The organism is Bacteroides sp. D2 (assembly GCF_025147085.1).
GTDB lineage: Bacteria > Bacteroidota > Bacteroidia > Bacteroidales > Bacteroidaceae > Bacteroides.
On the sequence record NZ_CP102261.1, the window covers coordinates 1310889 to 1327710 of the forward strand.

The following is a 16822-nucleotide window of genomic DNA, read 5'->3' on the forward strand; positions in this document are numbered from 1 at the left end:
GTGGCGCTCTGTTCCGGATACTTTTTTCTCATGGGCAGTAATTGTGTTTTTTAAGTTATTGATTTATTGAATGATTCACTTCGGCTATTTTCAATTCCGGTTTCACGCCGGTCTTTACTTCTTATTCCCTTTCCGTGTAATATAGCACTTATCTCCTTCTATCTTGAATTTCAAATTGCCCGCCACATCGACAATGATATCCATGACTTCTGCTAAAGGTGCCTTATCCTTGAACCGGAAACTCAAACGATCTTTCTTCAGCTGGTTCAAGCTGTAGACAAACGTATAATTGTATTTTCGTTCCAGTACACGTATAATATCTTCTACGGTCATTTCATTGAAAACCAGTTCGCCCCGCTGCCAAGCGGTGACATCTGCCATATCGGGATGCACTACCCGAAACTGACGGTTCTCTTTGTCATACGTCAACTGTTCGTCAGGCTGCAATACGGTCCGCTGGGTCAGATTTCCCCACTCTACCAATACACTGCCCGACAGCAATGCTGTACTGATTTCCTGATTCTCCGGATAGGCACTGACATTGAATTCCGTTCCCAAAGCAGTTACCTGAAAATCATCCGACTTTACAATGAAAGGATGCTTCTTGTCAGGCTTCACTTTAAAATTGGCTTCACCAACCAAGTAAACACACCGCTCTTTCCCAGTAAACTGTTTCGGATATAACAAAGTACTTTTTGAATTTAACTGAACCTGGCTACCATCCGGAAGAGAAAGATGCCGCATCCCCGCCACCGGAATGAATTCCTGTATAAGGTCATTCTGCGTTCTCTCCGCCTGCATTACCAAATAACCAAGAGAAACGGCTGCCAACAGCAATACAGCCGCAACGGATTGCCAGAAACGCAATATACGAATTTTGCGATTAGGGGTTACAGGGACTGAAGAAGCCGTGTGAAGACCGTTGTTCCGTTTCCACCGTTCGAGTTCCTTCTCCACATGGGGCACTTCGCCCATAGCGCGGGCTGTCGTCCAGATTTCTTTTAGAGCTTTGTCTTTTTCTACGGCATGTTCCTTATCCGTCAGCCATCCGTAGAAATTCTGCCGGATCGTTTCCGAATAATGATTCTTAGTGAACGAGGTCAGTATCTGCCGAAAATAATTCTTCATATAGTTGTGCTATTAGTGGTGAATACATATATAGCACGACACAAATGCGAATACTACTCAAATGAAATGAAGAAAAATAAAATATATACGATTTTTTTTAATTCAACCAGAGAGAGATAGATTTGACGCTCTACGGTACGCACTGAAATATCAAGCTTTTCCGCTATTTCCAGATTACTCATTCCCTGAATACGGCTCATCTCAAAGATCAGCCGGCGCCGCTCGGGGAATTGTTCGACAGCCATTTGCAGAGCTAATTGTATTTCTTTATAATAGATAGCGTCCAGTGTATCACCCGACGGAGACAAATCCTTGAAAAGACTTTCTTCCATCTGTGCCTGTTGGTAAGACCGTTCTATGCGCTTATGCTTAAGAAAATCAAAAATAGCATGTTTGGTCATAGCATAGATATATTTATCTATCCCGGGGTTATCCTGCCAAATCTGCGGTTTGGCCCATAGTCGCGTGAAAACGTCCTGTGCTATATCATCCGCGTCCTGCCCCGATTTAAGGAGCATCAATGCGAAATTCTTCACCAGCGAATAATGTGCCTTGAAGACCAGATCGAATTCTTGTTCCAGTGTTATGTCTTTGTCCATTACTTCACAAGCATTTGTTGTCAGTAAGCAAAAGTAGAAAAATAAATCAAGACTTTAGGTCAGTCTGACAGAAGAAAAAACAAATTCCTTACTTGCCAACACACAAGTTCCCGCCTTCCGGAAGAGTGAAAGAGATAGTAAATCACCCCTTTGTTACTTAATATTTCTTACTTTCTTCCTCATTATCCTTACAAATCACTATCTTTGCGACCTCATAATTTGTTTTTAACGAATAAACTACGATAGTGCTAATGAAACAGTACAGAACCGTAAACAACCTTATGGGTTGGCTTACATTCATCATTGCGGCAACCGTCTACTGCCTGACAATAGAACTGACCGCAAGTTTCTGGGATTGCCCGGAGTTCATAACCACCGGCTATAAACTGGAAGTCGGACACCCGCCCGGCGCACCTTTCTTCATGCTAGTGGCGAATCTGTTTTCTCAATTTGCTTCCGACGTAACAACTGTTGCTAAAATGGTGAATTACATGAGTGCCCTCATGAGTGGCGCCTGTATTTTGTTCCTTTTCTGGAGCATCACCCATCTGGTACGCAAACTGATTATCACTGACGAAAACAATATCACCAAAGGACAGCTTATCACAGTGATGGGTAGCGGACTGATCGGTGCACTGGTTTATACATTCAGTGACACATTCTGGTTCTCGGCCGTGGAAGGTGAAGTATATGCCTTCTCCTCCCTGTTTACCGCTGTTGTTTTCTGGCTGATTCTGAAATGGGAAGACGTGGCCGACCAGCCTCATAGCGACCGCTGGATTATCCTCATCGCCTATCTGACGGGATTGAGTATCGGTGTTCACTTGCTGAACTTGCTTTGTCTGCCCGCCATCGTACTGGTATACTATTACAAGAAAACTCCAAACGCTACCGCCAAAGGTTCGTTAATTGCGTTATTCGGCTCAATGGTACTCGTTGCAGCCGTGCTTTACGGCATCGTACCGGGTATTGTGAAAGTAGGCGGCTGGTTCGAGTTGTTGTTTGTCAACGGACTCGGAATGTCGTTCAATTCAGGTGTAGTGGTTTATATTATTCTACTTGCAGCCGCTCTGATCTGGGGTGTATACGAAAGCTATACCGAAAAGAACAAAACACGCATGGCTATCTCCTTTATCCTGACGATTGCCCTACTGGGTATCCCGTTCTATGGACACGGAGCCAGCAGTATTGTTATTGGAATCTTGGTCATCGCTGCACTGGGTCTTTATCTTGCTCCGAACATTCAGACCAAGATTAAGGAGAAATGGCGCATTTCCGCCCGCACCATGAACACAGCCCTGCTGTGCACCATGATGATCGTAATCGGGTATTCTTCTTACGCACTGATCGTTATCCGTTCTACTGCCAACACTCCGATGGATCAAAACTCACCGGAGGATATATTCACCCTAGGCGAATACCTCGGCCGTGAACAATACGGAACCCGTCCGCTCTTCTACGGTCCTGCTTTCTCTTCGAAAGTGGCACTCGACGTAAAAGACGGCTATTGTATTCCGCGCCAGTCGGAAGCAGGAAGCAAGTTTGTCCGTAAGGAAAAGACTTCTCCCGACGAAAAAGACTCTTATATCGAACTTCCCGGACGTGTGGAATACGAATATGCACAGAATATGTTTTTCCCGCGTATGTACAGCTCGTCACACGCACCACTCTACAAGCAATGGGTAGACATCAAAGGACACGACGTTCCTTACGACCAATGCGGAGAAATGGTAATGGTGAACATGCCTAACCAATGGGAAAATATCAAGTTCTTCTTCTCCTACCAGTTGAACTTCATGTACTGGCGTTATTTCATGTGGAACTTTGCCGGACGGCAGAACGACATACAGGGTAGCGGAGAAATTGAACACGGCAACTGGATCACCGGTATTCCGTTTATCGACAACTTACTGGTAGGTAATCAGAAACTGCTTCCGCAGGATCTCAAAAACAATAAAGGACACAACGTATTCTACTGTCTGCCGCTGATTCTCGGCTTAATCGGACTCTTCTGGCAAGCTTATCATAGCCAGCGGGGTATCCAGCAATTCTGGGTGGTCTTCTTCCTGTTCTTCATGACAGGTATCGCCATCGTGCTCTACCTCAACCAAACCCCTGCACAACCCCGTGAACGAGATTACGCGTATGCCGGTTCGTTCTACGCCTTTGCCATCTGGGTAGGTATGGGAGTAGCAGGTATCATCCGTATGCTGCGAGATTATGCCAAGATGCAGGAACTTCCGGCAGCCGTTCTGGCTTCAGTGCTCTGTTTGTTCGTCCCCATCCAGATGGCGGGACAGACATGGGATGACCACGACCGCAGCGGACGCTTCGTTGCCCGCGACTTCGGACAGAACTACCTGATGACTTTGCAGGAAGAAGGCAACCCGATTATCTACACCAATGGTGATAACGATACCTTCCCATTGTGGTACAATCAGGAAACGGAAGGTTTCCGTACGGATGCCCGCACCTGTAACTTAAGTTACCTGCAAACAGACTGGTATATAGACCAGATGAAACGTCCGGCCTACGATTCTCCGTCACTCCCTATCACTTGGGACCGTGTGGAATACGTGGAAGGACAAAACGAATATATCTCTATCCGTACGGAAATGAAGGCCTTCATCGACAGCTATTTCAAACAGGCAAACGAACTGGCTGCACAGGGAGACACTACCATATTGTCGCTCGTTCACTCCATCTTCGGTGAGAATCCTTATGAACTGAAGGAAATCATCAACCGCTGGATGCTTGGCAAGAACGACCAATTGAAAGAACTTCTCAAGAAGACAGGAAAAGAGATACAACTTCCGCTCATCCCTACGGACAGCATCGTCATGAAGATAGATAAGGAAGCCGTACGCCGCTCCGGCATGAAAATACCGGAAGCTCTGGGCGACTCTATCCCCGAATACATGACAATCACCCTTAGAGACGCCAACGGCAACCCGAAACGCGCCCTCTACAAGAGTGAGCTGATGATGCTCGAAATGCTTGCCAACGCTAACTGGGAACGTCCTATCTATATGGCAATCACCGTAGGAAGCGAAAACCATCTGGGCATGGGCAACCACTTCACACAGGAGGGTCTCGCCTACCGCTTCACTCCGTTCGATACGGACAAACTGGACAGCAAGATCGACAGTGAAAAGATGTACGACAACCTGATGAACAAGTTCAAGTTCGGCGGTATCGACAAGCCGGGTATCTACATCGACGAGAACGTGATGCGTATGTGCTACACGCACCGCCGTATCTTCACGCAGCTCGTAGGACAGCTTATCAAAGAAGGTAAGAAGGACAAGGCACTCGCTGCACTCGATTACGCCGAAAAGATGATTCCGACAATCAACGTACCGTATGACTGGGCAAATGGCGCCTTCCAAATGGCAGAGTCTTATTATCAACTGGGACAGAACGAGAAAGCCAACAAGATTATCGACGAGCTTGCCAACAAGTCGCTCGAATACATGATCTGGTATCTTAGCCTGAACGATAACCAGCTTGCCATTGCCAGCGAAAACTTCGTGTACAACGCCAGTTTGCTTGACGCCGAAGTCCGCCTAATGGAAAAATACAAATCAGAAGAACTCGCAAAACATTACTCTACGCAACTCGATCAGCTATACAACGAGTACGTGACGAGAATGAAAGGGAAATAATTTAGGTATGAAGTAATAAGTATTAAGTATTAACGTAGCTTCCGGCATGTTTTCCGTAAGGTATAATACTTAATACTTATTTCCTAATACTTCAAAACACAGACTCTCATGTTTATAGAACAACCACCTTGGCTTTTCCGGGCGTTGTATCCACAAGCTATCTTCCGGATGGACCCGAATGAGCGGGCAGTCTATCTGACTTTCGACGACGGCCCCATCCCCGAAGTAACTCCCTGGGTACTGGAAATACTGGAAAAGCATCATATTAAAGCTACCTTTTTCATGGTAGGCGACAATATACGCAAACACCCGGATGAATACCGGATGGTGGTAGAGCACGGACACCGCATCGGTAACCATACTTTCAACCACATCCGTGGATTTGAATATTCCAATCCGGATTACCTGGCAAATGCCAGAAAGGTAGATGATATTATTCATTCCGATCTCTTCCGTCCACCACACGGACACATGGGATTCAGGCAGTATTATACGTTGCGCTATCATTACCGCATCATTATGTGGGATCTCGTGACCCGCGATTACAGTAAGCGGATGCGCCCGGAACAAGTGCTGAACAACGTGAAACGCTATGCGCGAAACGGTTCTATCATCACTTTCCACGATTCGCTGAAGTCATGGAATAACGGTAACCTGCAATACGCACTTCCCCGTGCCATCGAGTTCCTGAAAGAGGAAGGTTATGAATTCAAGGTGTTATAATCTTTGAAAAAACAGAAACTTCGAAAAGAGCAGAGCTTCCTGATAAGAAAGAAAAGGTTTCTGATGAATAAAAAAGCTCCCTGATAAGAAAAAAAATATAAGCCGAGGTATTATGCCCCGGCTTTTGTAGTTTAAAGCCCGTTTCGTGCCCAAAATTGAAAGATCCCTCCTCTTTCTTACAAGATGCCAGTGCAACCGCATTTCGCCTGGTAAAGGGCAAAAAGAGGGCAAAACAACCTGCATTCAAAAAGTTTCTGATTCACATTACCATTTCCAACCGTATTTTTTTATACATTTGCAACGGTCTCTTCCGCAGAAAGCCTCCGGGTGGCGAGGGAGAGACGTTTATATTGAGAAGACGTTTACAAGCGTTTGTCATTTGTGTTCAGAACTTCGCAAACTTTGACCTATCGGAATGACTAACAGCAACAAAGACGTCCTCCTGATGTGTATTTATATACATCCGTGCCTCACTTTGGAAAACAAAGGGAGGCTACGGGTGTTGTACATATCGGCGTGGGCTTTCTGCGTTGTTCGTTCCCGATAGTTGGCATTGCGAAGGCCTTGAACACGGAACGGACGAAGGTGAGAGATTCCCACGCCTTTTCTGTATATTCCTGTCAACAATAGATTGAATTGTCCGCCCAACGGGAGTCTGGGGGACACACATAAGCAGAATAGGCACATGATTCATGCGGGACAACTTATTGAACGCACGCTTCACGAACAGGGACGCACCGTCACCTGGTTCGCTACCCAATTATGCTGCACACGCCCCAATGTTTACAAGATATTCCGGAAAGAGAATATCGACATCCACCTGCTCTGGCGCATCTCCTGCATCCTCGGCCATGATTTTTTCCGCGATCTTTCCGACAGCATCAATACCGGAAACTTCCCCAGTGTATCCAAATAGGATACAATTCCGTATCGTTCTTGGAACTATGCCTTCACCCGGTAGTATACTCCTTTCGCATACCTTTGCAGGCATATTAACATATAATCACAAAAGGACATGAAAACGAAAAAACTATTTCTGATTATTGCTCTGGTTGTCAGTTGTGCCGTCGGAGCCCATGCGCAAAAGACGGTCTTCAAGTTTCGTGATGCACAGGCACGTGCAGGCGATGCAGTTACTGAAGTTTGTGTCAAACCCACAGTTGTCGAGGTGAAAATACTGGAAGATAAGGGACGAATCAAGGATGAATGGACACTAAGCAAAGAGGAAGTGGAGATCGCCATGAAAGGAGAACTTGACAACATCCGTGCATGGGGGACGTATCTGTCCACCATCAAATACAACTGCGATGTCATCATGGGAGCCACTTTCAAAGTGGAAGATAATGAAAAAACAGGGGGATACACGGTTACAGTAGTAGGTTATCCCGGCATCTTCGTCAACTGGCATCCTGCCACCCAGGACGATTATGAATGGATACGTCTGCAGAAGTTATCACCCACGGATGGAAAAAGCCAGATAGCACCTGTCGTTAAGAATAAGAATTAATCACTAAAACATAAATAACAATGAAAAAAGTACTATCAATGATTGCCGCACTCTTATTGTGCGTAGGAACTCAAGCGCAAATCGTATCATCCAGAAGTGCAATCGTCAAAACAGAGAAGCAAGCCAGCAGCACACAATGGTTCTTGCGTGCAGGTTTGAATATCATGAACTTCTCCGGTGACGGAGCCGAAGGAGCTGACTCAAACATCGGATATAACGCAACATTTGGCTACCAGAAGCCTTTAGGCAGCACAGGAGGATACTGGGGAATGGAATTTGGACTCGGCTCCCGTGGTTTCAAAGTGGAAGACACGAAGTGCATGGCTCATAATATACAATACTCTCCGTTCACATTCGGATGGAAATTTGCAGTGGCGGACAATGTTCATATCGACCCGCATGTAGGAGTCTTTGCCAGCTACGATTACACAAGTAAAATGAAAACAGACGGGGAGAGCATCAGTTGGGGAGATTACGCAAATTACATGGAAGTTGACTACAATCATTTCGATGCCGGTATGAATATCGGTGTAGGAGTCTGGTACAACCGTTTCAACCTGGATCTCACCTATCAACGCGGATTCATAGATACATTCAGCGATGCCGACGGATTCAAGACCAGTAACTTTATGATTCGTCTAGGTATTGCCTTCTAAGGACAACCAAACCTCAATAAACCATATTATTTATTCAGCGTCCACGATCTTTTCTCTTCGCAAAAAGGGCCGTGGATGCTGTTTTCTTAAAAATAACGGAATATGATGACCAAACGACAATTTCTGGCAATCATGTATCTGCTGACGGGAGTTATCCCGCTGATAGCACAGACTTTCACCGAACAGAAAAAGAGCTATCCCATCAGTGCAGACGGCAATAAATATGTGGTCAGCGGATTTACCCCTTTCAGCAGCATGCAAGACGAGAACATCTACGCTAATGCACTGTTATGGACCATCAAAAATGTCTGTCCGCAGCTACGGGAAGGGATCACAGAGGTAAACGTACCGGCTAAAAACTTCAGTTGCGATCTGATACTTGCCTCGCAAGCAGATTCAAATCAGAAGAATACTTACTATTGCAAAGCCCTGTTTCAAGTAAAAGACGGCAAGTTGGTCTACTATCTTTCCAATATACGGATAGAATCATCAGCAGTGATAATGAAGAAAATCACTCCCATGGAGAAGTTGCAACCGGACAAGAAAGCATCTCACAAAGAAATCATGGATGACTTCGTACAGGTAGAATCGCAAGTATTAAATAAAATGTTCGACTTCATCGTAATGAAGCAACTTTCACCAATCACTCACTGGAATGAAATCAGCATCAACAAGCCGGTGAAAGGCATGACGGAAGATGAATGTCTGCTGGCTTTCGGCAAACCGCAGACTATTCAAGAATCAAATGGAGAAGTGCAATGGATGTATTCCAGCTCGTTCTACCTGTTCTTCAAGAATGGACATGTGGAAACGATTATCAAATAAACCCATAAAACAAATCATCTCAAAATCAAACAATTAAAACAATTTATTATGAAAACAATCTGGAAAGCAACTGTTTGCATAGTTGCAGTATTACTGTCATTCAGCATTTATTCCTGTGGCGATGACGACGATGACACTGTCGGTTCACGCGATTTACTGTTAGGAACATGGAATGGAGTGTACTATCTTTCACAAGAATGGGAAGATGGTGAAAAAGTAAGTGACTCTAAAGAAGATTTTGTAAATGGAACCAATCGTTACTCCATAGAGTTCAAGGAAGATGGTACTTATGTCGAGAAAGACGTTTATAACTCTTCCGGAAGTACTAATTATTATCATGGTACATGGAGTTACTCCGGCAATAAGCTGACTCTCATCGACACTGAAGAAGATAATTACACAGAAGTGTGGACAGTGACCACAATGACAGAAAATGAATTAGTCTATGAACTTCGTGAAAAAGAGAAAGAAGACGGAACGACATACGAATATTACGAACAACACGCTTTTAAGAGATAGCTCAAAAACATTGTAACACAAAAATTTCTTTCTTCTTTAGAAAGACAAGATTAGGCAAAAGTTTCTTTTTATCAAAGAAACTTTTGCCTAATCTATTGAAAAAGACGCATGATATTCAATAACAAATCACTCACTCCGTGACTAAAAAGAAATTAGAGAAGGTATTTCGACATACCCCGACAATCCTCTTTTTGTGACCGTATAAGCGATTTAGCGCATTAATATGCCACCGCCAGCGGAGTACGCAATTTCTGCGCATATTCAGCCATGTATTTATTCCAGGCATCCGGAGTCTTGATAGCCGCCTTATCCCAGGCAGATCCCCAGTAATAAGTATATTCAGCACCCGGCTCATATTCGCTGATAGCGAGCACATGACCGTCGGCTCCACCACGATCTTTCTTTTCCTTTTCGGAAAGAAGAACCACTTTCGCCTCTTTTACCTGTGCAGGGAATGCAGCACCGACAAATATCTTACCGTTTGCACCGCTACGGTCAGTTGTAGGATCTACGTAAGTGATATAGCCATTTGCAGCATCTGCCACAACCGCACCATCCGGTTCGCGCAACACAAGTCCCGTAGTTACCGGCATTGCTTCTTTCAAATTGGTATATGAAACAACAGTTTTATTGAGATAAGAACCTGCATCCAAAGAGATGACACGTGTTTCCACCACATTAGAATCTCCACGGACCACCAGCGGGTTAAATTCCAGCTTCACCGTGAAACGCAGCGGACCATTATCAAGGATTTCCTGTGTGCGATAGCAGTAAGGATAGATAATAGTGTCACCTGCCATCAAAGCGGCAACGCCGGCGCCCAACGTGGGACCTACGGCATAGCAATCCATACCGTATCCATGATCGATATGGTAAGAGATGGCATTCTGCAATTCGGAAGCGGCTTTCGGATCTGTCTTTTTCAGTTCGGCTATCTTGGCACGCTTTTCAGGATTAAGCTCTTCAGCATACAGAGATTCCAAAATCGGCTCCGTAGTATTATACTTCGTAAAAAGATCATAGCCAAAACCACGTTCTCCACGAGCCTGCAAAGCAGGACCATAAGCACGGAATCCGCCAAGATCATTCTCCCAGGCAACGTCGTCCAGACGTTCGGGGTAGTATTTACCGCAAGCAATGACATCAAAAGGTGCCGGTGTGCCCGGTTGAATGGTATAAGTAACCGCACTGTTTCCCCCTACCGTAACGGGGAAGACCACCTTCTCATCATACGTCACCTGATAAGGCACTTGCTGACCATCGACGTCAAGCACCACAATCTGTGCCGTATCCGCCAGTTTCAATTTAGCGACCACATCGCTCATCGGCACTTCAACCATCTCCCCTGCCCGTTCAAGAGCCAAAGGATTGGTCACTGTGACTGTCATCGACTGCTTGCTGTCGGCACAAGAAGCAAAACCAATCAAGGCTACAGCAAACAGAATTAATATCTTTCTCATAATTAGTCTACATTGAATGAATAACATATACTTTGCAAATCAGAGGCTATTATATCCGGCATGTTGGATGTATAGATCCAACGCGTCAGCTATATATATCCAACGTGTTGGAGCTATATGTTCAACACGTTGGGCATATATGTCCAATAAATCGGCCATATAGCTCCTGCAAAGGGAATAATAAAAAATAAGGTGACAGATGAAAAGAGGATGCTCTTTGCCATTCTATCACCTTACCGGAATTTCTTCTATCAGCTATTATTTCGGTTGTTTTCCGATATAAGCAAGAATACCACCATCTACGTAGAGAATGTGACCGTTAACAGCGTTAGAAGCTTCAGAAGCAAGGAACACGGCAGGACCTGTCAGTTCTTCCGGATCCAACCAACGACCGGCAGGAGTCTTAGCGCAGATGAATGAATCGAATGGGTGGCGGCTTCCGTCTGCCTGCGGCTCACGAAGAGGAGCAGTTTGCGGAGTAGCGATGTAACCCGGGCCGATACCATTACACTGGATGTTGTATTCACCATATTCAGAACAGATATTGCGAGTCAGCATCTTCAAACCACCCTTAGCGGCAGCATAAGCAGATACAGTTTCACGACCCAATTCAGACATCATAGAACAGATGTTGATGATCTTACCTGCACGTTTTTCCATCATAGCCGGCAAAACAGCCTTAGCAACGATGAACGGAGCATTCAAGTCGATGTCGATTACACGACGGAAATCAGCAGCATCCATCTCGTGCATAGGAACACGACGGATAATACCTGCGTTATTTACAAGGATATCAATTGTACCTACTTCTTTTGCAATCGTAGCAACCATCGCCTGAACAGCCGGTTCGTCTGTCACGTCGCATACGTAACCGTGAGCTTTGATACCTTTTGCAGCATAAGCAGCCATACCTTTGTCTACCAACTCTTGATTGATGTCGTTAAAACAAACTTTAGCGCCTTGTTCTGCAAATGCAGAAGCAATAGCAAATCCGATACCATAAGAAGCACCTGTAACGAGAGCTACTTTACCTTCCAAAGAAAAATTCAAAAACTGATTCATAATTCTTTTTGTTATTAAATTAGGAAAACTATTGTAGTTGTTATTTCAAATCTGTAATCAACGAGAAGTCCTGATCGCCGTAGTCGAGGTTCTCGCCACCCATTCCCCAGATAAAGGTATAGTTGTGGGTAGCAGCAGCCGAGTGGATTGACCATTCGGGTGAAAGAACGGCCTGATCGCCTTTCATCCATACGTGACGCGTCTCGCCTACCTCACCCATAAAGTGGCAGATAGCATGATCTTCGGGAATTTCGAAATAGAAGTAGGCTTCCATACGACGGCTGTGTACGTGTGCCGGCATCGTGTTCCACACACTTCCCGGAGCGAGTTCCGTCATACCCATCTGCAACTGGCAGGTAGGCAACACCTGATTCACCAACATCTTATTGATGTTGCGGTGATTGGAACCTTCCAAAGAACCCATTTCGGCTACTACGGCATCGGCTTTCGTCACCTTACGGTCAGGATAATTGCGATGTGCAGTCAGTGAGTTGAAGTAGAATTTAGCAGGATGAGCAGCGTCTTTGCTTTCGAAAGTCACTTCGCGGTCGCCCGAACCCAGATAAAGAGCTTCTTTATAGTCCAGTTCGAACTCTGCGTCGCCTGCTTTCACAATACCGGGACCGCCAACATTGTAGATACCCATTTCGCGACGGGTGAGGAAGAACGGAGCTTTCAGCGGATCAATCGCTTCGAGCGTCAGCACCTCTCCTACCGGAAGCGCACCACCTACCACCATACGGTCGTACATGGAATATACCATATTTACTTCATTGGGGACAAATATCTTTTCGATTAAGAAATCTCTGCGGATTCTTGTTGTATCATAACTTTTTGCATCTTCCGGATGCGCAGCATAGCGAATTTCATAGTTCGTTTTCATACCTTATTTATTTATAGTTATTGAATAAGTTCTCTTTCTACGTGCACTTCGTTTACGTACACGATGCAAAAATAGCAAAAGAAAACGGGTTTACCTTGCAATTTTGTTCCAATTATCCACCAAAAATGTCCAGAATCCGTGCAATGTATACTTTTTTAACGAACTATAATACGTTTTGGGAGAGATTTCTACTTAATGCAATGAAAAAAAGAAAGAAGCCTCTATCACTCGAGCCGCAAGAGCAAATAATATAAAATATGGAACAAGAAAAAGCATCTAATTTGCCAATTCAGCTAATAATTAGCAGTCTACACCGTTAAAATTGCATAAATAGGAGGCAATGTATTATAACACTAATTATAATATATTAGTTTTGTAAATGTTTAAATAAGCAAGCAAAATCAACAAATACGTCAAGATATACAACTTATGACAATTATTAAAGGACGGACAGAAGATACTTTAATAAAGATAGGAGTGATATGTATTTACATGCTTCTATCCATTAACCTAACTTATGCCCAAATAAAAAATATAACAGGAATCATCATTGATGAGGAAAGCCGGGAACCATTGACAGGTGCTTCCGTCACAGTGAAAGGCAGTCGGCAAGGCTGTATTTCAGATCTGGATGGAAAGTTTACCCTCCAACAAACCCTCCCCGGACAGCAAATGCTGGTTATTTCTTACATAGGATACCAAACCATCGAAGTGCCTGCCCGGCATAATATGATGGAAATCCGGTTGCGTCCGAACGTAAACGAACTGGATGAAGTAGTAGTGCAGGTGGCGTATGGCACTGCCCTCAAAAGATCAATTACCGGGGCTGTTTCCGTAGTGGACAGTAAGCAAATCGAAATGCGTCCGGTCAGTTCTGTTATCTCCGTGCTCAACGGAGCGGTACCGGGGCTACAGATAATTGACGGAGTGGGGCAGCCTGGTATCGAAGCGGAAGTTCGTATCCGGGGATACAGTTCGGTGAACGGAAGCAATAAGCCGCTTTACGTGGTAGACGGTATACCCTATACGGGATGGATCACCGATCTTAATCCGGCAGACATAGAAAGCGTCAGCGTACTGAAAGATGCTGCTTCATGCGCATTGTACGGTAGCCGGGCTTCGAATGGTGTGATTTTAATTACCACCAAAAAGGCGAAGAAACAGGGAGTTTCCCTTCAACTGGACATTCGCCACGGCTTCAGCGCGCGTGGACAGGGTGATTACGAACGTATGAATGCCAATCAATTCATGGAAACGATGTGGCAGGGGTATCGCAACCAGCTTATCAGCAACGGCAGTAGTCCCGAAGAAGCGACCATCGCCACCAACAATGACATTATCAGCAAAGTAGGAATCAACATCTATAACAAAGCCGATAATGCCCTTTTCGACGCAAACGGTCATCTGGTATCCGACGCCCGGATACTGGACGGATATAAGGACGATCTCGACTGGCATTCTCCCTACACACGTAACGGTCACCGCCAGGAATACAACCTAAGCGGAGAATCCGGCAATGAAAAGAACCGGATCCGTTTCTCGCTAGGCTATCTTAATGAAGACGGATATACCAGGAAAAGTGATTTCAATCGTCTTAGCGGCTCACTCAACGCTGACTTCACCCCACGCCCATGGCTAAAAACGGGCTTGTCGCTCGGAGGCACTCACCAGAAAACGAACTGGGATATAGGAGCCGCCGGAAGTGCGCGATCCAATAACCTGTCGAATGCATTTTACTTTGCACGGAGAATAGCACCTATCTATCCGGTGCACCTCCACTATACAGAGGATGTATTTGCCAGCGACGGCTCATTGCTTCATTCCAAAGGAGATTATATCCTGAACGAAGAAGGCGGAAAACAATATGATGACGGTTCGGAAAGCCGTTCGGAATCGGATGCCGCCAGCAATGGACGCCATCTACTGTGGGAAAGCGAAAAGAACAAGTTGTGGAACGCTGCCAATACCTTGCAAGGAAATGCCTATGTGGACGTTTCTTTCCTACGCGATTTTACATTCTCATTGAAAGGCAATATCAGCCTGCGCAATATCGAGGACAGCCAATACGGAAATGCGGAAATAGGCGCTTACAAGGACACTGGTTTTATCAGCAAGATCGATCAGGAATATAAGGAATACACCCTGCAACAGCTACTGGCATGGAAACACCAGTTCGGCAGGCATTTCGTAGAATGGATGGTGGGGCACGAGAACTATGATTACAAGCTTAATTTCGACGCCATACAGAAAAAGAATGAGAGCTTTCCCGGAATAGACGAACTTTCAAATTTCACCACCACAACTTACAGTGAGGGATATAAAGACACCTATCGTACAGAGGGTCACTTCACACGGGCCCGGTATGACTACAACGAAACTTATTTTGCCGAAGCTTCTTTCCGGCGCGACGGTTCCTCCATCTTCCATACAGACCATCGCTGGGGTAACTTTTGGAGCGCAGGTATCGGTTGGATGCTTTCCAACGAAGCGTTCCTGAAAAACGTGTCGTGGCTGAACCGCCTCAAGTTACGGGTTTCTTACGGGCAAGTGGGAAACGATAACTTCGGAAGCAGTAATGGCCTGTACCAGTGGATGTCTCTCTACGGCTCTGCCGTCAACGGTGGAGAAGCCGCTTACTACAAAGTGCAGAACGAAAACCCGGAACTAAAATGGGAAACGAATTCTTCGCTGAATATCGGTCTGGAAACTCGTCTTTTCAACCGTGTGAACCTAAGTTTCGAATACTATAACAAGCATTCGGACGACTTGCTGTTCAAGTTTATCCAACCACTATCTGCCGGTGCCACTGACTCATCGACAGGCCTTTCCACCGTCTGGCGAAACATTGGAGACGTTTCCAATAAAGGATGGGAATTCTCTGCCGACGGGGATATCATCCGCAACCGGGAATGGGAATGGAATGTAGGTTTGAACCTTTCCAAAGTGAAAAACAAGATCGGAAAACTGCCGGATAAAGATCGGGAAGAGGGAATTACGAACGGAGATTTCCAGAAGTTCAAAGAGGGACACAGCATTTATGAATTCTGGCTGTACCAGTATGCTGGCGTAGACCAGATGACAGGTCGCAGTGTATATCTGCCGGACTTCAACGCTTATTACATTGCCGGAGAGGATGGAAAAACACCCGTAAACGGAGAAGAGAGCACCGAAGGCAAAAATCCGATTCCGACAGACAGTTGGGTAGACATCAACGGACAATATTATACAGGCGACCCGAGATATGCACGCAAAGACTGGTCGGGCAGTTCATTACCGAAGATAAACGGCTCGGTCACCACCTCTCTCCGCTGGAAAGACCTGACTCTGTCCGCCCTGATGATTTTCAGTTGTGGTTCCAAAGTCTTCGACCAGCCTTATCAGACACTGACATCGGTAGGCGTACATTCATTGACTCCCGATTTACTGAATGCATGGACAGCAATCCCCGAAGGCATGACGCCCACATCGCCCAACCGTCTCGATCCATCGGGTATTCCGCAAGTGAATCTGGATGCAACAATCAATGGATATAACAGTCAGAAAGCATCTACACGCTATATTGTAAGCGGCGACTATCTAAGCATCAAGAACATCACCCTCTCCTATCGGCTGCCCGCCACATGGAGCAAACGATTGACACTCGGTGGCATCCGTTTGCATGCTGCCATAGAGAATGTCGCCCTGTTCAGCAAACGCAAAGGACTGAACCCGGTACAGACCTTTGACGGAATCGTCAACAATTATACGAGTATCGCCCGTGTTTTCTCGTTCGGAGTCAACATTAACTTATAGCCC

General features: G+C 45.4%; 13 protein-coding genes. 8 read left to right on the forward strand and 5 right to left on the reverse strand.

Going from position 1 to position 16822, the window contains the following annotated elements:
• Nucleotides 1–114: 114 nt before the first annotated feature.
• Complete coding sequence (locus NQ505_RS04595; protein WP_004324197.1) at nucleotides 115–1128, reverse strand: FecR family protein; 1014 nt, start codon at nucleotides 1126–1128, stop codon at nucleotides 115–117.
• Between the two features lie 53 nt (nucleotides 1129–1181).
• Entirely contained in the window at nucleotides 1182–1727 is a 546-nt protein-coding gene (locus tag NQ505_RS04600; protein ID WP_009001386.1) for an RNA polymerase sigma-70 factor, read from the reverse strand.
• Between the two features lie 251 nt (nucleotides 1728–1978).
• On the opposite strand from NQ505_RS04600, the gene NQ505_RS04605 reads away from it, so the two are divergent.
• The 7 genes from NQ505_RS04605 (at nucleotide 1979) to NQ505_RS04635 (ending at nucleotide 9622) form a co-directional block, all read left to right on the forward strand.
• Nucleotides 1979–5392 (forward strand): DUF2723 domain-containing protein, encoded by a 3414-nt coding sequence (locus NQ505_RS04605; protein ID WP_009001385.1) that lies wholly within the window; start codon nucleotides 1979–1981, stop codon nucleotides 5390–5392.
• A 108-nt stretch (nucleotides 5393–5500) separates the two neighbouring features.
• On the forward strand, nucleotides 5501–6115 hold the full coding sequence (locus tag NQ505_RS04610) for a polysaccharide deacetylase family protein (RefSeq protein WP_004296883.1): 615 nt from the start codon (nucleotides 5501–5503) through the stop codon (nucleotides 6113–6115).
• 685 nt (nucleotides 6116–6800) lie between these two features.
• Nucleotides 6801–7031 carry a hypothetical protein gene (locus NQ505_RS04615; protein ID WP_004296881.1) on the forward strand — a complete coding sequence of 77 codons (231 nt, stop codon included), beginning with the start codon at nucleotides 6801–6803 and terminating at the stop codon, nucleotides 7029–7031.
• Nucleotides 7032–7130: 99 nt separating this feature from the next.
• A complete protein-coding gene (locus NQ505_RS04620) occupies nucleotides 7131–7622 on the forward strand; it encodes a hypothetical protein (RefSeq protein ID WP_004296879.1) in 492 nt (163 codons plus the stop codon).
• Nucleotides 7623–7642: 20 nt separating this feature from the next.
• A complete protein-coding gene (locus NQ505_RS04625; protein ID WP_009001384.1) occupies nucleotides 7643–8278 on the forward strand; it encodes an outer membrane beta-barrel protein in 636 nt (211 codons plus the stop codon).
• A 105-nt stretch (nucleotides 8279–8383) separates the two neighbouring features.
• Entirely contained in the window at nucleotides 8384–9103 is a 720-nt protein-coding gene (locus NQ505_RS04630; protein WP_009001383.1) for a hypothetical protein, read from the forward strand.
• A 48-nt stretch (nucleotides 9104–9151) separates the two neighbouring features.
• On the forward strand, nucleotides 9152–9622 hold the full coding sequence (locus NQ505_RS04635; RefSeq protein WP_009001382.1) for a lipocalin family protein: 471 nt from the start codon (nucleotides 9152–9154) through the stop codon (nucleotides 9620–9622).
• A 218-nt stretch (nucleotides 9623–9840) separates the two neighbouring features.
• Here NQ505_RS04635 and NQ505_RS04640 read toward each other — a convergent pair whose 3' ends face one another.
• The 3 genes from NQ505_RS04640 to kduI all read right to left on the reverse strand — a co-directional run bounded on the left by NQ505_RS04640 (nucleotide 9841) and on the right by kduI (nucleotide 13027).
• Nucleotides 9841–11082 (reverse strand): DUF4861 domain-containing protein, encoded by a 1242-nt coding sequence (locus NQ505_RS04640; RefSeq protein ID WP_009001381.1) that lies wholly within the window; start codon nucleotides 11080–11082, stop codon nucleotides 9841–9843.
• 258 nt (nucleotides 11083–11340) lie between these two features.
• On the reverse strand, nucleotides 11341–12144 hold the full coding sequence (locus NQ505_RS04645; protein WP_004296873.1) for a gluconate 5-dehydrogenase: 804 nt from the start codon (nucleotides 12142–12144) through the stop codon (nucleotides 11341–11343).
• Nucleotides 12145–12184: 40 nt separating this feature from the next.
• On the reverse strand, nucleotides 12185–13027 hold the full coding sequence (gene kduI, locus NQ505_RS04650) for a 5-dehydro-4-deoxy-D-glucuronate isomerase (protein WP_004307807.1): 843 nt from the start codon (nucleotides 13025–13027) through the stop codon (nucleotides 12185–12187).
• Between the two features lie 429 nt (nucleotides 13028–13456).
• Between kduI and NQ505_RS04655 the strand changes: the two genes are divergently transcribed.
• Nucleotides 13457–16819, forward strand: a complete 3363-nt coding sequence (locus NQ505_RS04655; RefSeq protein ID WP_009001380.1) for a SusC/RagA family TonB-linked outer membrane protein — start codon at nucleotides 13457–13459, stop codon at nucleotides 16817–16819.
• Nucleotides 16820–16822: the final 3 nt, after the last annotated feature.

Excerpts from the sequence above, each read along its gene's own strand:
- NQ505_RS04655 (WP_009001380.1), top strand. The coding sequence starts at position 13,457 with ATGACAATTATTAAAGGACGGACAGAAGATACTTTAATAAAGATAGGA.
- NQ505_RS04605 (WP_009001385.1), top strand. The coding sequence starts at position 1,979 with ATGAAACAGTACAGAACCGTAAACAACCTTATGGGTTGGCTTACATTC.
- NQ505_RS04610 (WP_004296883.1), top strand. The coding sequence starts at position 5,501 with ATGTTTATAGAACAACCACCTTGGCTTTTCCGGGCGTTGTATCCACAA.
- NQ505_RS04645 (WP_004296873.1), bottom strand. The coding sequence starts at position 12,144 with ATGAATCAGTTTTTGAATTTTTCTTTGGAAGGTAAAGTAGCTCTCGTT.
- NQ505_RS04625 (WP_009001384.1), top strand. The coding sequence starts at position 7,643 with ATGAAAAAAGTACTATCAATGATTGCCGCACTCTTATTGTGCGTAGGA.
- NQ505_RS04600 (WP_009001386.1), bottom strand. The coding sequence starts at position 1,727 with ATGGACAAAGACATAACACTGGAACAAGAATTCGATCTGGTCTTCAAG.
- NQ505_RS04630 (WP_009001383.1), top strand. The coding sequence starts at position 8,384 with ATGACCAAACGACAATTTCTGGCAATCATGTATCTGCTGACGGGAGTT.
- NQ505_RS04595 (WP_004324197.1), bottom strand. The coding sequence starts at position 1,128 with ATGAAGAATTATTTTCGGCAGATACTGACCTCGTTCACTAAGAATCAT.
- NQ505_RS04640 (WP_009001381.1), bottom strand. The coding sequence starts at position 11,082 with ATGAGAAAGATATTAATTCTGTTTGCTGTAGCCTTGATTGGTTTTGCT.
- NQ505_RS04615 (WP_004296881.1), top strand. The coding sequence starts at position 6,801 with ATGATTCATGCGGGACAACTTATTGAACGCACGCTTCACGAACAGGGA.
- kduI (WP_004307807.1), bottom strand. The coding sequence starts at position 13,027 with ATGAAAACGAACTATGAAATTCGCTATGCTGCGCATCCGGAAGATGCA.
- NQ505_RS04635 (WP_009001382.1), top strand. The coding sequence starts at position 9,152 with ATGAAAACAATCTGGAAAGCAACTGTTTGCATAGTTGCAGTATTACTG.
- NQ505_RS04620 (WP_004296879.1), top strand. The coding sequence starts at position 7,131 with ATGAAAACGAAAAAACTATTTCTGATTATTGCTCTGGTTGTCAGTTGT.